Origin of the sequence: Microbacterium sp. NFH-22A-Y (assembly GCF_021401375.1) — a bacterium.
Classification (GTDB): Bacteria; Actinomycetota; Actinomycetes; order Actinomycetales; family Microbacteriaceae; genus Microbacterium; species Microbacterium hominis.
In genome coordinates this window covers 73867-88022 of the sequence record NZ_JACBGF010000004.1, presented here as the reverse complement: position 1 = coordinate 88022, position 14156 = coordinate 73867, and the positions used below count along the sequence as shown (strand labels likewise).

Sequence of the window (14156 nt, the reverse complement as noted above, 5' to 3'; positions counted from 1 at the left end):
CGCCCCGACCAGAAGGGATGTCAGCCGAGGAGGGGCGTGATGCGCTTCTCGGCGTCGGCGAGGGCCGCTTCGACCGTCTTGCGGCCGGCGGCGGCCTCGGTCAGCTCCTCGGTGACGATGTCCTGCATCTCGGCCTGGCCGTCGCCGATCGACGGCGCGAGCGCGACCTCCTCGAGCGAGTCGAACACGGCCTGGCGGTTGGCCGGCGGGGTGATGTCGAGGTAGGCGGACAGCGCCGTCTGGTCGGCGATCGGCGGGAGCTCCCAGCCGGCCGTCAGACGCGTGTCGACGGTCGTCTTCGAGCTCGTGAGGAACTCGGCGAACTTCGTGGCCGCCTCCTTGTTCTTCGTGCCCGCAGACACGCCCACGGCGTTGGAGAACAGCGCGCTCGCGTGCTGCGTGTCACCCGGCTCGACGGCGATGTCCCAGGAGATGCCGGCGTCGGCCAGGCCCCCGAACATCCAGATGCCGCTGTGCCACATCGCCAGCTTCCCGTCCGCGAACAGCTTGCTGTCGAAGTCGGGGGTGCCCGCACCCTGCTCGGCCGTCGGCATGGTCGTGCCGCTCTTGCCGACGAGCCAGGTGGCGGCGGCGATGCCCTCCGGGCTGTTGAAGCCGACCTTGCCGTCGGCGGTGAGGAACTGCCCACCCGCCTGGGCGACGGCCTTGTAGAACTCGTGGTACGAGATGGGCTGGTAGTCGCCCCACACCCCGGCGCCCGCGTCGGTGAGCTTCTCGGCGGCGGCCTTCTCGTCCGCCCACGTCCAGTCGGCGGTCGGGTACGCGAGACCCGCGGCATCGAACAGGTCGGCGTTGTAGAACAGCACGACGTTGGAGAAGGAGCTCGGCAGCGCGTACGAGGTGCCGTCGGTGGCGTAGGCGTCGACGAGCGAGGCCTGGTAGACGCTCGTGTCCACGCCGTCCAGCGCGGCGAGGACGCCGCTCTTCTGATACGCGGCGTAGTTCGCGAACTCGATGTCGAACACGTCCGCCGCCGTGCCGCCGGCCAGGTCGGTCTGCAGCGCCGTGAAGTAGTCGGTGTAGGGCAGCGTCTTCACCTCGACGGTGATGCCGGGGTTCTCCTTCTCGAAGGCGTCGACGATCGCCTGCAGGTTCTTCTCGTTGCCGCCGGCCGAGATGAAGTTCGAGTACGTGATGGTCACGTCTCCCCCCGCGGCGGGCGAGCCGGAGCCGGAGCATCCGGCGAGGGCGAGGCCGGCGACGGCGAGGACGCCGATCCCGGCGATGGGTGCTGTGCGGTTCATGCGATATCTCCTTCGATACGGGTGTGCGAGGTGAGGTCGTGCGGGTCTTACTTGATGCCGCTGGAGGCGACGCCCTGGATGACGTAGCGCTGAGCGAACAGATAGATGGCCAGCATCGGGAGGATGCTGACGACCGAGCCCGCCATCATCACGTCCCACTGGGTCGTGTACTGGCCCTGCAGCCCGGCGAGCGCCAGCGGCAGGGTCTTGAGCTCGGCCGAGCGCAGGATGATGAGCGGCCACAGGAAGCCGTTCCAGCTGTTCATGAACGAGAACACGGCCAGCGTCGCGAGCGTCGGCCCCACCAGCGGCAGCACGACCGTGCCGAAGATGCGGAAGTGGCCCGCGCCGTCGAGGGTCGCGGCCTCGTCCAGCTCGCGCGGCACGGCGTTCATCGCCTGCCGGAGCAGGAACACGCCGAATGCGCTCGCGACGCCCGGCAGCAGCACACCGAGATAGGTGTCGACGAGGCCGAGGTCTCGCATCTGCACGAACAGTGGCACGATGAGCACCTGGATGGGGATCATCATCGTCGCGAGGTACACCGCGAACACCACGGAGCGCCCACGGAAGGGCAGACGACTGAAGGCGTAGGCCGCGAGCGAGCTGGTGATCAGCTGGAGCAGCGCGGTGGCGACGGCCAGACCGAGGGAGTTGGCGATGATGCGGGCGAACGGCAGTTCCGCGAACAGCGTCTGATACGCGGAGAACGACGGCTCCTCCGGGATGAGGCGGGGCGTCGCGTCCAGGCCGGCGCCCGGCGAGAACGACGTCGACAGCGTCCACAGGAACGGGAAGAACATCACGACAGCGCCGGCGATCAGCACCGCGGCCAGGAGGGCGCGCTGGGTCTTCTCACGCATAGGTCACCCACTTCTTCTGGCCGACGATCTGCACGACGGTGACGCCGAGCACGAGGATGAACAGCATCCACGACAGGGCCGAGGCCTCACCGGCGGCGCCGTAGCGGAACGTCAGGTCGTAGATCTGCTGCACGACGACGGTGCTCGAGCCCGCCGGACCGCCGCCGGTCATCGCGTAGACCTGGTCGAAGACCTGGAAGCCGTTGATCAGCGAGATCACGACGACGAAGAACGTCGAGGGCGACAGCAACGGCAGGGTCACGTTGAACAAGCGCCGCCACGGGCCCGCGCCGTCCACCTTCGCGGCCTCGTACATCTCCTGCGGGATGGCCTGGAGCCCGGCGAGCAGGATGATCATGACGAACCCGAGGTCCTTCCACGCCGAGGCCAGGATGATCGAGGGCATCGACCACGCCGGGTCGGTCCACCAACCGGGCCCGTCGATGCCGAACACCGCGAGGGTCGCGTTGACGATGCCGACGGACGGGTTGAGGAGCCAGCGCCACACCAGGGCGACCACGATCCAGCTCGTCACGACGGGAAGGAAGTACACACCGCGCAGGATGTTGCGACCGCGCAGCGGCACGTTGAGGGCGAGGGCGAGGGCGAGACCGCCGATGTAGACGAGCGGCAGGTAGCCGACGAGGTAGTAGAGCGTGTTGAAGAACGCCCGCTGCGTCGCCGGGTCCTGCACGAGGTGGACGTAGTTGTCGAGCCCGACCCACTTCATGGGGGCGAGCAGGTTCCATTCGTGCAGGCTCGTCCACAGCGCGCCGAACATCGGGTAGATCGTGAAGAGGGCGAGCGGGATGGCGCTCGGCAGCAGGAACGCGAGCACCGTGAGCGCGTAGCGCAGTCGTCGCCGGGGCCGCCGCACGGGCCGGGTCCGGATCGCCGCGCGTCCCGTCGTGGCCGGGAGAGGCCGGGCCGTGAGGGTCATCTCGCGCCGCCGCCTTCTCCGGGCTCGACCGCACGCGCCACGGCGAGCCGCTCGCGCACGAGACGTCCCTGCTCCCCCGAGCGCCCCTGGTCGTCGAACGGGGTCGAGAGCACGAGCGAGGCCGCGCCCTGCGCCCAGCGGTCGTCCTGCCACGTCTCGACCGCAACCGGCACGGCGCGGTTGCGCGGGATGAGGCCGGCGCGAAACGCCGGCTCGAATCCGAACGACCAGTGTCGCCACGACTCGACGCCCTCACCGAGGAGGATCACGATCTCGGGGTCGACCACGTTGACCACGCCCGCGAGGACCCGACCGAGCAGATGTCCGGCGTGCGAGAAGAGCTGCTGGGCGCCCGCGTCGCCGGCGTCCGCCGCGGAGCGCAGCGCGCCGATGCCGGCATCGCGGCCGATGATCCCCTGCTCGCGGGCGCGGCGCACGAGGGCGTCCTGGCCGACGATGGCTTCGAGACAGCCGCGGCCGCCGCACTGGCAGAGCGGACCGTCCTCCTCCACCGGGACGTGCCCGATCTCGCCCGCCCCGCCGCTCCGGCCGCGCAGCACGCGGCCGTCGGCCACGAGCCCCGCACCGACGCCGGTGCCGATCGTGAGGACGAGGACGTTCTCGTGCCCCCGCGCCTGGCCGTGCAGCGCCTCGGCGATCGCGAGCGCGTTGACGTTGTTCTCGACGAGGACCGGAAGGTCGAGCTCGCGACGCAGCGCTTCGCCGAGGGGCACGCGCTGCCAGCCGAGCTGCGTGGAGTCGACGGTGCCGACCGCCTGCTCCTCGACGTTGCCGGGCACGCCAACCCCGAGACCGAGGAGCGGGGCGCCGTCGCCCCCGGCGATGAACGCGCGCAGCTTCTCGGCCAGGCGTGTCGTCGCGGTGCCCGAAGCCGCATCGAAGGGCTCGGTCGCGGAACGGACGACGGTGCCGTCGATCCCGACCTCCACGACGGTGATGTGATCCGCGACGACCTTGACGCCGATCGCGCGACCCGCGTCGGCCACGAGTCCGAGGAGCCGCGCCGGGCGTCCGCCGCTGGAGGGGCTGTGGTCGAGCTCGACGAGCAGCCCGTCGGCGATCAGCTGACGCGTGTGCTGGGTGATGAGCGCGGGCGAGACGTCGAGCTCGCGCGCCAGGTCGGCCCGCGAGGTGGGACCGCTGCCGCCGATGAAGGCGAGCACGGCCGATCGAGTGACATCGGCTCGGGCGGATGAAGACGGCACGGGAACCCCTTTGTTTAGGCCTGAAAGAACATTAGGACACGACGCGCGCGAACGTCAACTCGATTCCCCTTCGCCCCGATCAGCCCGGCGCGCGACTGCTCGATGAGAACAAAGGGTTGATATCCGACGCACAGGTGGTCCATACTCTCCACTAAATTCAGACCTGAACAAAGAGGTTCCCATGTCTTCTGCTGCACGGACTGTTCCCCTCGTCGGCCCCCGGCGCGCGATCGTGCTCGCCGCGGGTCTGGTGACGGCTCTCGTCATCGCCCTTCTCGCGGCGACCCCGGCACAGGCGAGCACGCTGGACGGGGTGTGGCACGACCCGTACGGCGACGACGAGCTGTATGCCGCGCAACCGGCGGAACGATCGCCGCGCGACCCGATGGCGGGCGAGGACGTCACGGTCCGCGCCACGACGTGGCCGATCGCCTCGGGCCAGTCGGTGTGGGTCACCTGGAGCGTCAACGGCGTCGCCCAGACCCCGCGCGGCGCGAGCTGGGACTACAACTCCGGCAACAACACGTACTGGAAGATCGATCTGGGATCCTTCGCCCGCGGCGACGACGTGCAGTACACCGTGCACGCCGACGTGAACGGCGCCGGCCAGCGCGACATCGGACCGTTCTCGTTCGCGACCACCTCGTGGAGCACCGTCACCGACGTCACGAACGTGATCGACAACGGCACCTCGGTCGACATCGTGACGGGCGACAGCGCCGGCGACTTCACTCCGAAGGTGCGTTTCGCCTTCCCCCGCCTCGACGGCTACGACGTGCAGATCGCGCCGAGCGGATCTGGCCTGAACCTGAGCGGGCTGACGGACTACACCCTCACCAACGGCGCGTCGCAGGTGACCATCGCCACGAGCCAGCTCGTCCTCAAGATCGACAAGAGCTCCTACCGCCTCTCGGTCTACAAGGGAGACGGCACGACGCTCATCACACGCCAGTACGACCCGGCGCAGTTCCGCAACATCGGCTGGGCCAGCGACGGCAGCTCCACCGTGACCAAGATCGAGGACCACTTCCTCAGCCCCGCGGGCGAGCGGTTCGAGGGCTTCGGCGAGCGCTACGACCGACTCGACCATCGCGGAACCGACGTGCACAACTACGTCTACAACCAGTACCAGGACCAGGGCGCGACCCGCCGCACGTACTACTCCGTGCCCTACTTCGCGAACTCCGCCGGCTACGGCGTGCACGTCCACAGCACCCGGTACGCGATCTTCAACCTGGCGACCTACCGCTCCGACATGGCCGGGTTCACCGTCGACACGGGCGGCGCGGTGACCTCGACCCTCACGTACCAGTTCTTCACCGGCGACCAGACCGAGATGCTCGACGACTTCACCGCCGAGACCGGCCGTCCGCTCCTGCCGCCCAAGTGGGCCTTCGGCCTCTGGGGATCGGCGAACGAGTGGAACACGCAGGCCGAGGTCGACACGTGGCTGAACCAGGTGGACTCCTCCGGCATCCCGCACAGCGCTCTCGTTCTGGAGCAGTGGAGCGACGAGGCCACGTTCTACCTCTGGAAGGACGCCCAGTACACGCCGACCGCGGGAAGCGGCAGCCTCGACTATGCCGACCTCACCTTCCCCTCCGGCGGGGCGTGGAGCGACCCGAAGCAGATGATCCAGGATGCCCACGACCAGAACATCAAGGTCATCCTCTGGCAGATCCCGGTGCTCAAGGAGAACTTCACCTCGAACCCCTCCACCGCTCCGCAGCAGCACCTCAACGACAAGGCCTACGCCGCCGCGCAGGACTTCCTCGTGAAGGACGGCGCCGGTCAGCCCTACCGCATCCCGACCGGCCAGTGGTTCGGCGACAGCACGGTGCCCGACTTCACGAGCACCGCCGCCACCGACTGGTGGATGAGCAAGCGCGCCTATCTGTTCGACGACCTGGGCGTGGACGGCTTCAAGACCGACGGCAGCGAGGCGCTGTTCGGCCGCGACCTCCAGGTGGCCGACGGACGCCGGGGCGACGAGATGCACAACGCGTACCCGAACGAGTACACCCGCGCCTACAACGACGTCGTGCAGCAGAAGACCGGGGGCGACGGCACGCTCTTCAGCCGCGCGGGCACCTCCGGCGCCCAGAGCCAGTCGATCTTCTGGGCGGGCGACCAGTCCTCCACCTTCGGCGCCTTCCAGGAGGCGGTGCGGGCGGGACAGAGCGCCGGGCAGTCGGGCGTCCCGTTCTGGGCGTGGGACCTCGCGGGCTTCACCGGCTCGTTCCCGAGCGCCGAGCTCTACCTGCGCTCGACGTCGCAGGCCACCTTCTCACCGATCATGCAGTACCACTCCGAGAAGTCCGACCCCACGCCGTCCGAGGCCCGCACTCCCTGGAACGTGCAGGCGCGCACCGGCGACACGAGTGTGGTCCCCACCTTCGCGAAGTTCGCGAACGTCCGCATGAACCTCGTCCCCTACCTGTACACCGAGGCCGACGACAGCGCCTCGACGGGCGTGCCGATGATGCGGGCCATGAGTCTCGCCTTCCCGGGCGACGCGACCGCGGCGACCTACGACCAGCAGTATCTGTTCGGCTCGCAGCTGCTCGTCGCCCCGATCACGACGCAGGGCCAGACCGTGAAGGACGTCTACCTGCCCGCCGGCGAGTGGTACGACTTCTGGAACGGCGGCCGCGCGCTCGGCGACGGCGTGAAGCCGTACTACGCCGCCACCGACAGCATCCCGGTGTACGCACGGGCCGGCGCGGTCATCCCCCTCAACCTCAACGACGCCTACGAGCTGGGCGGCACGATCGGAAACGACGTCGAGGCGTACGACAACCTGGTGTTCCGGATCTACCCGTCGGCCTCCAGCACGTACGACTACTTCGAGGACGCGGCGGACGCCCACCGCGCCATCGCGGTCACCTCCGACCGTGTGGCGCGCACCGTGTCGATCTCGGCTCCGGCGCTGACCACCGCGGCGACCTACCAGGTGTCGGGCACGAAGCCCACCGCGGTGGCGGTCGGCGGGTCGGCGCTCACCGAGGTCGGGTCGGTGGCGGCGCTGGCCGCCGCGAGCACCGGCTGGTTCTGGGATGCCGTGCAGCAGCTGACCTCCATCAAGGTCGCAGCGAGCACGTCCGCGCGCACGATCGCGCTGACCGGCGTCGACAAGGCCGCGTACGAGGCCGAGTTCGCCGCGCAGACGGGCGTGGGCACGAACACGGATCACCCCGGCTACACCGGCACGGGCTTCGTGGACGGGTTCGCCACGAGCGGCGACGCCGTGCAGTTCGACGTGTGGGCCGACGCGAACGCGACCCACCAGCTGCGCGTGCGGTACGGCAACGGCGCGGCGACCTCGGCCGTGCGCACCGTCCGCGTCGACGGAACGTCCGTCGGCACGCTGACCCTGCCCTCGACCGGCTCCTGGGACAGCTGGGGCATCGCCTCGATCGGCGCGAGTCTCGCTCCGGGCCGCCACACCGTGCGCATCGAGTACGACAGCGGCAGCGCCGGCGGCATCAACCTCGACAACCTCGTGCTCGCACGCTGAGCCGGATCCCGCGGAGAGAACCATGAACGCTCTGACCCTGCGGCGCCGCGTCGCCACCCTCGCGATCGCGTCGATCGCGGCGGCCTCCCTGACCGCCCTCGGCGGCTGGGCGGATGCCGCGCCCGCCCAGGCTGCACCGCTCGGCGTGCAGCGGGCCGAGTTCACCTCCGGATCGAGCTACCTCGTGGTCGAGGTGCTCGACGACGACCTCGTGCACTTCGAGGTCGCCGGCGGCGGCACGTCGCCCGGGACGTCGACGGCGCTGTTCACGACGCCGCAGATCGCGAAGACCGACTACCCCGGCCCGGAGACCTACACGCGCAGCGGCGGCACGATCCAGACCGCGGGGCTGCGACTCGACGTCGACACGTCGACGCTGTGCGTGACGGCGACCGACATCACCCGTACGCCGGAGCTCGTCCTCCAGACGACCTGCCCGGTCGATCTCACGCAGGCGTGGAAGGGCCTGAACATCACGAAGTCGTCGATGGAGAACGCCTACGGCCTCGGGCAGCAGTTCTTCACGGGAGCCAGCGCCGACGGCGACTGGGTGGGGCGCGTCCGCTCCCCCGGCGGCACCTACGGCAATGCGATGGTCTACGACGCGGAGAACGGCCCGGTCGGCAACACGCAGATCCCGGTGCTGTTCGCCGTGGGCGACGCCAACGCCAACTACGGCCTGTTCGTCGACCAGCTGTACAAGCAGGAGTGGAACCTGACCGGCGACCCCTGGACGATGCGCACGTGGGGCGACCAGCTGCGGTGGTATCTCATGGCGGGGCCGGACCTGCCAGACCTTCGCGAGGACTACATGCAGCTCACCGGCACCCCGCCCGTGCCCCCGAAGAAGGCGTTCGGACTGTGGGTCTCGGAGTTCGGCTACGACGACTGGTCCGAGCTCGACGACACCATCTCCGGGCTCCGTGCCGCCGACTTCCCCGTGGACGGCGCCATGCTCGACGTGCAGTGGTTCGGGGGCGTGACCGCCGACTCCGACGACACCCGCATGGGCACCCTCGACTGGGACACGTCGAGCTTCCCGAACCCGGCGTCGAAGATCGCCGCGCTGAAGGCCGACGGCGTCGGCATCATCCCGATCGAGGAGTCGTACGTCGGCAAGAACCTGCCCGAGCACGCCGACATGGCCGCCGACGGCTACCTCGTGCGCTCCGGATGCTCGACCTGCTCCCCGGCCTACCTCACCGGCAACCCGTGGTGGGGCAAGGGCGGGATGATCGACTGGACGCAGCCCGCCGCCGGTGCCGCGTGGCACGACGAGCAGCGCCAGCACCTCGTGGACGAGGGCGTGATGGGGCACTGGCTCGACCTCGGCGAGCCGGAGATGTACGACGCGAACGACTGGACGGCCGGGATCCTCCCCGGCAAGCACGCGCACGCCGATTACCACAACGCCTACAACCTCCTGTGGGCGCAGAGCATCGCCGACGGCTACGAGCGCAACGACGAGGACGCCCGCCCGTTCCTGCTCTCGCGCGCCGCGGCCGGCGGCATCCAGCGTTTCGGGACGGCCATGTGGTCGGCCGACATCGGTTCCACGATGAAGGCCCTCGCGTCGCAGCAGAACACGCAGCTGCACATGTCGATGTCGGGCATCGACTATTACGGCTCGGATGTCGGCGGGTTCCGCCGCGAGATGCTCGACGCGGATGCCGACGAGCTGTACACGCAGTGGTTCGCCGACAGCGCCTGGTTCGACACGCCGCTGCGCCCGCACACCGAGAACCTCTGCAACTGCCTGGAGACCACGCCCGACGCGATCGGCGACGTCGACAGCAACCGCGCGAACCTGGTGCGCCGCTACGAGAACGCGCCCTACACGTACTCGCTCGCCCACCGCGCGAACCGGTACGGCGAACCGGTGGCTCCGCCGCTCGTGTACTACTACCAGAACGACGACAACGTCCGCGAGATGGGCCACCAGAAGATGCTGGGCCGCGACCTCATGGTCGCCATCGTGGCCGGGTCGGGCGAGCGCGAGCGCGACGTGTACCTGCCCGCCGGCGACTGGATCGACATCCACACGAACGAGCGCATCGCCAGTACGGGTCAGTGGATAGCGGACGTGCCCCTGTGGCGCAACGGCGTGTTCACGCTGCCCGCCTACGCCCGCGCGGGAGCGATCATCCCGCAGGCCTTCGTCGATGCCGAGACGAAGGACATCACGGGCCTGCGCTCGGACTCGACCGTGCACGACGAGCAGATCACGACCGTCTACGCCGACGACACCGCGACCAGCTTCACCCTGTACGAGGACGACGGCACGAGCACCGCGTACCAGAGCGGTGCGGTGCGCACGACGCCGATCAGCCAGTCGACGTCCGGCGGCGTGGCCACCGTCACCGTGGGCGCGGCATCCGGCACGTACGCCGGCGCCCCGTCGTCGCGGCCGACGATCGTCAAGCTCGTCACCGACGACACGCAGGCCGCCTCGGTGACCCTCAACGGCAGCGCGCTCACCGAGCACGCGAACAAGGCCGCCTTCGACGCCGCCGCCAGCGGGTGGTACAACGCCGGTGGCAACACGGTCATCGCCAAGGCCGCCAGCAGCGCGGTCGGCACTGCGAAGACCTTCGCCTTCACCCTGGGCGAAGACCCGGTGTGGGCGACCTTCGCGTGCGAGTTCGCGACGACGACGTTCGGCCAGTCGGTCTACGTCGTGGGGAACATCCCGCAGCTGGGCAACTGGTCGCCCGCGAGCGCGATCAAGCTGAACCCGAGCGCGTACCCGACCTGGACCGGTGTGATCGAGAACCTCCCGCCGTCCAGCGCGATCGAGTGGAAGTGCATCAAGCGGCAGGAAGCGGGCAATCCGAACACGGCCGACGCGTGGGAGCCCGGCGGCAACAACGTGCTGAACACTCCCCCGTCGGGATCGGCCGGGATCACGACGGGCGCGTTCTAGCCGTGCGGACCCGGTCCACGCGCGGGGACCGGGTCGACGCCGGCTACGCGCCGACGCGCTCCCGCACGCGCGCGGTGGCCGTGACGAGGTTCTGCAGCGCCGCCACGGTCTCCTCGTAGCCGCGCGTCTTCAGCCCGCAGTCGGGGTTGACCCAGACCTGGTGCAGCGGAAGCTCGTCCGCGGCGCGCTGCAGGAGCTCCTCGATCTCGTCGACGCTCGGCACGCGCGGGGAGTGGATGTCGTACACACCCGGCCCGACGCCGTGCGAGAAGCCCGACGCCGCGATGTCGTCGATGACCTCACCGCGGCTACGCGCCGCCTCGATCGAGGTGACGTCGGCATCCAGCGCGGCGATCGCATCGATCACGACGCCGAACTCGGAGTAGCAGAGGTGGGTGTGGATCTGGGTGGCGTCGGCCGCCCCCGCCGTCGCGAGGCGGAACGAGCGCACCGACCAGTCGAGGTAGGCGGGCTGGTCGGCCCGCCGCAGCGGCAGGAGCTCCCGGAGGGCGGGTTCGTCCACCTGGATGATGCGGATGCCGGCGGCCTCGAGGTCGGCGATCTCGTCGCGCAGCGCCAGGGCGACCTGGTCGGCCGTCGCGGCGAGCGGCTGGTCGTCGCGGACGAAGGACCACGCGAGGATCGTGACGGGTCCGGTCAGCATCCCCTTCACGTACTTCTCCGACCGGGATTGCGCATACGTCGACCACCCGACCGTCATGGGCGCGGGACGCGACACGTCGCCCCACAGGATCGACGGGCGGGTGGCGCGCGAGCCGTACGACTGCACCCAGCCGTTCTGGGTGACGGCGAAGCCGTCGAGGTGCTCGGCGAAGTACTGCACCATGTCGTTGCGCTCGGCCTCCCCGTGCACGAGGACGTCGAGGCCGAGGTCCTCCTGCAGGTCGATGACGCGATCGATCTCGGCGCGCAGGAACTCCTCGTACTCCGCTGCCGACAGCTCACCGCGCGTGTGGGCCGCGCGCGCCCGGCGGATGTCCGCGGTCTGCGGGAACGAGCCGATCGTCGTCGTCGGCAGCGTGGGCAGACCGAGCGCCGTCTGCGCGGCGGATCGCCGGGCGAACGGCGCGCGGTCGGATGCCGCGGCGTCCAGCCCCTCCAGACGCGCGCGCACGTCGCCGTCGGCCACCCCGGGCGCCGACCGACGGTCGGCGAGGGCGGCGTCGGCCGCTGCGAGCTCGTCGGCGATCGCGGCGCGCCCGGCGACGAGACCGTGCGCGAGGGTCGCGACCTGGGAGACCTTCTGATCCGCGAACGCGAGCCACGCCGCGAGACGCGGGTCGAGCGCCGGCTCGTCGGCGACGTCGTGCGGCACGTGCTGCAGCGACGTCGAGGTGCCGACGGCGACCGCGGCCGCGCCGACCGCGCGGAGCCGCTCCAGCCGATCCGCGGCGGCGGTCAGATCGCCGCGCCACACGTTGCGACCGTCGACGACACCGCCCACGATCGTCTTGCCGGCGAGGCCGGGATGCGGGGCGGGCGCCTCGGCGGCGCGGTGCAGATCGATCGCGAGGGCCTCGACGGGCGCCGCGGCCAGCACGCTCCACGCGTCGGCCGTCAGCGGCCCGTAGGGCGCCGCCACGAGGATCGCCGGACGGTCCGCGGCGGCTCCCAGCACCGCGTACGCGCGCTCCGCCGCGGCGGCGAGTCGGTCGGCGTCGATTCCCAGACTCTCGCTGACGAGCGCCGGCTCATCCAGCTGCACCCACGACGCGCCGGCCTCCCGCAGCGACTGCAGCAGCGACGCGTAGACCGGAAGGAGATCCTCGAGGCGGTCGAGCGGGGAGAAGCCCGCGGGCGCGCCGTCGGCGGGCTTCGCCAGGGCGAGGAGGGTCACCGGACCGACCACGACGGGGCGCACGGTCACGCCGTCCGCGGCGGCCTCCGCGACCTGCCGGGCGAACCGGTCGTGCGAGAGCGCGAAGCGGGTCTCGGGAGCGATCTCGGGAACGAGGTAGTGGTAGTTCGTGTCGAACCACTTCGTCATCTCGAGCGGCTGACGATGACCGTCGCCGCGCGCGGCGGCGAAGTAGGCCGCGAGCGGCACGGCGCCGTCCTCGCCCCGGAGCGCGTCGAAGCGCGCCGGGAGGGCGCCGACGGCGGTCGCCGCGTCGAGCACCTGGTCGTAGTAGGAGAAGGTCTCGGGGATGGACGAGTCGTCGCGGCCGAGGCCGAGGTCGAGGAGCCGCGCGCGCGTCGCGCGGCGGAGGGCCGCCGCCTCGGTCTCGAGGCCGGCCTCGTCGAGCACACCGGCCCAGTGGCGCTCGACGGCGCGCTTGAGCTCGCGGCGGCGGCCGATGCGCGGGTAACCGAGGATCGTGCCGGCGGGGAAGGACGTGGTCATGGGGTCGTCTCCTCAGGGATGAGCCCGGCGGCGCGGAGCACGGCCAGGACGGTGTCGTGGTTGTTGAAGGCGTAGAGGTGGATGCCGGGCGCTCCGCCGTCGAGCACGGCGCGGGCGAGGTCCGCGGCGTGGGCGATGCCCACCGCGCGCTGCGCGGCGGCATCCGTCGCGGCCTCCAGGGCGACCGCGAGGTCGTCGGGCCGGGGGTCGCCGGTGAGCTCGAGGACGCGGCGCAGGCGTGCGGGCGAGGTGATCGGCATGATGCCGGGCAGGATCGGGATGACGACGCCGGCGGCGCGGGCGCGCGAGACGAAGTCGAGGTAGTCGGCGGGGCGGAAGAAGAGCTGCGTGATCGCCGAGGTCGCTCCCGCCGCCTGCTTGGCCAGGAGCGCATCGATGTCCTCGAAGCGGTGGCGCGAGCGCGGGTGGCCGTTCGGGAAGGCCGCGACGGCGATCTCGACCCGCTCCCCGGCGGCGACCTGCGCAGCCCCGGGAACGCCGGGGATCTCCTGCTCGCGGTACGGCGAGCGCTCCGCCTGCACCCGGTCGATCAGCTGCACGAGCTGCGCCGCCGACTCGAGGTCGCCGAGCGCGACCTCGTCCTCCGCGACCCCCGCGGGAGGGTCGCCGCGCAGGGCCAGGAAGCGGGTGATGCCGGCGTCGAGGAACTCCCGGATCACGGTGGTGGCCTCCGCGTAGCTGCTGCCGACGCACGTGAGATGGGCCACCGGGGGCACGGGCGTCTCGCGGAGGATGTGGGTGAGGACGGCGAGCGAGCGGTCGGTGGTCGATCCGCCGGCCCCGAACGTGACGGAGATGAAGCGCGGCCCGGTGGCGGCGAGCACACGGATCGTCTCGTGGAGGGCGGGGAGCCCCTCGGCCGTCCGGGGCGGATAGATCTCGAAGGAGAAGGGCACCGTCCGAGCGGACCTCGGGGACACGTCGTCGACGATCGGCGCGGTGGCGCGGGGTTCGTGAGACATCATGGCTCGGTTCGCTCTCGGGTCAGGGTCGTTCAGCCGGTCGGCCGCGGGGCGCACGAAGGTGCGGTTCTCGC

Annotated in this window: 8 protein-coding genes; 2 read left to right on the top strand and 6 right to left on the bottom strand. The window is 70.7% G+C overall.

The window, feature by feature from the left end; genetic code table 11:
• Positions 1 to 20: 20 nt before the first annotated feature.
• From L0965_RS15120 to L0965_RS15105, 4 genes are read right to left on the bottom strand one after another with little or no spacing between them, the layout of a single operon-like run.
• A complete protein-coding gene (locus L0965_RS15120) occupies positions 21 to 1265 on the bottom strand; it encodes a sugar ABC transporter substrate-binding protein (RefSeq protein WP_060959496.1) in 1245 nt (414 codons plus the stop codon).
• 47 nt (positions 1266 to 1312) lie between these two features.
• Entirely contained in the window at positions 1313 to 2128 is an 816-nt protein-coding gene (locus L0965_RS15115) for a carbohydrate ABC transporter permease (protein ID WP_060959495.1), read from the bottom strand.
• Positions 2121 to 3068 (bottom strand): carbohydrate ABC transporter permease, encoded by a 948-nt coding sequence (locus tag L0965_RS15110; RefSeq protein WP_082734139.1) that lies wholly within the window; start codon positions 3066 to 3068, stop codon positions 2121 to 2123. The genes L0965_RS15115 and L0965_RS15110 overlap by 8 nt, the downstream gene beginning before the upstream one ends.
• Positions 3065 to 4294 carry an ROK family transcriptional regulator gene (locus L0965_RS15105; RefSeq protein WP_061782138.1) on the bottom strand — a complete coding sequence of 410 codons (1230 nt, stop codon included), beginning with the start codon at positions 4292 to 4294 and terminating at the stop codon, positions 3065 to 3067. Before L0965_RS15105 ends, L0965_RS15110 begins: the two co-directional genes overlap by 4 nt.
• Positions 4295 to 4475: 181 nt before the next feature.
• Here L0965_RS15105 and L0965_RS15100 point away from each other — a divergent pair, with 181 nt between their 5' ends.
• Together L0965_RS15100 and L0965_RS15095 are read left to right on the top strand one after the other, a co-directional pair.
• Positions 4476 to 7811, top strand: a complete 3336-nt coding sequence (locus L0965_RS15100; protein WP_101306562.1) for a TIM-barrel domain-containing protein — start codon at positions 4476 to 4478, stop codon at positions 7809 to 7811.
• Positions 7812 to 7833: 22 nt separating this feature from the next.
• Complete coding sequence (locus tag L0965_RS15095; RefSeq protein ID WP_101306563.1) at positions 7834 to 10734, top strand: TIM-barrel domain-containing protein; 2901 nt, start codon at positions 7834 to 7836, stop codon at positions 10732 to 10734.
• 43 nt (positions 10735 to 10777) lie between these two features.
• Here the strand turns inward: L0965_RS15095 and metE are convergent, their stop codons facing one another.
• Both metE and L0965_RS15085 read right to left on the bottom strand, forming a co-directional pair.
• Positions 10778 to 13099: a 5-methyltetrahydropteroyltriglutamate--homocysteine S-methyltransferase gene (metE, locus tag L0965_RS15090; protein ID WP_101306564.1), complete on the bottom strand. Its 2322-nt coding sequence runs from the start codon at positions 13097 to 13099 to the stop codon at positions 10778 to 10780.
• A complete protein-coding gene (locus L0965_RS15085) occupies positions 13096 to 14016 on the bottom strand; it encodes a methylenetetrahydrofolate reductase (protein WP_232783914.1) in 921 nt (306 codons plus the stop codon). The genes metE and L0965_RS15085 overlap by 4 nt, the downstream gene beginning before the upstream one ends.
• Between the last annotated feature and the right edge of the window lie 140 nt (positions 14017 to 14156).

Bases quoted from the DNA above. Each gene is read 5' to 3' on its own strand.
- L0965_RS15095 (WP_101306563.1), top strand. From the start codon at position 7,834: ATGAACGCTCTGACCCTGCGGCGCCGCGTCGCCACCCTCGCGATCGCG.
- L0965_RS15120 (WP_060959496.1), bottom strand. From the start codon at position 1,265: ATGAACCGCACAGCACCCATCGCCGGGATCGGCGTCCTCGCCGTCGCC.
- L0965_RS15100 (WP_101306562.1), top strand. From the start codon at position 4,476: ATGTCTTCTGCTGCACGGACTGTTCCCCTCGTCGGCCCCCGGCGCGCG.
- metE (WP_101306564.1), bottom strand. From the start codon at position 13,099: ATGACCACGTCCTTCCCCGCCGGCACGATCCTCGGTTACCCGCGCATC.
- L0965_RS15115 (WP_060959495.1), bottom strand. From the start codon at position 2,128: ATGCGTGAGAAGACCCAGCGCGCCCTCCTGGCCGCGGTGCTGATCGCC.
- L0965_RS15110 (WP_082734139.1), bottom strand. From the start codon at position 3,068: ATGACCCTCACGGCCCGGCCTCTCCCGGCCACGACGGGACGCGCGGCG.